The sequence below is a fragment of the Chryseobacterium sp. HNCC26DJ241 genome (assembly GCF_057180505.1).
This window is the reverse complement of sequence record NZ_JBXUGL010000087.1, coordinates 1-593: the sequence shown is the minus strand read 5'-3', so window position 1 is coordinate 593 and position 593 is coordinate 1. Positions and strand designations below refer to the sequence as shown.

Here is a 593-nt window from a genome sequence, read left to right as displayed (position 1 = left end):
AACTTCCTGAATAACTACTTCCCTGCTGAGTGTAAAAACTATTTACTGTATTATCCCAGAAACTGAAAGTAGATTCTATACCTGTGGAAGCAGTGTAAAGTAAATTCAAATCCAAGTTTGATGGATATGGATTTCCAACCAAATTATATCCACGAGTGGCATTAGTATATGCCAATGCATAGTTCAAGAACCCTACTGGTGAATTATATGGTACTCCTACATATTTCAAGTCAGTAGATGATGAAGGTACTAAAGTTGTAGTCGCTTCTTTCACAGCTAAACCTCTACCCGGAATATTTGCTCCACTTGATGCATTGAAGAAATTCGATGCTTCACTATAATATAGTGTGGCAACACCAGATGAAGTAGTAGATGCAGTAGAAGAAGAATTTCCTTCGTAGATATTTTTCAGATTCTGGCCGATTACAGGGGAAGATAAGTAATTATATTCCACTCTTGAAGAAGATCTGAAGTTCATATTTCTCTTCAGGGTAATCAATCCTGTATTTGCAGCACCTTCATCCACTTGTAATAAACCTCCATTACTTTCTATAGTAAGGTTATCATTTGCAGAATTATTAGTGATATTAATG

1 pseudogene is annotated in these 593 nt (G+C 35.6%); it reads right to left on the bottom strand.

The features are described 5' to 3' along the window. Positions 1-593, bottom strand: a pseudogene (locus AC2A1C_RS15850) (hypothetical protein); the annotation flags it as partial.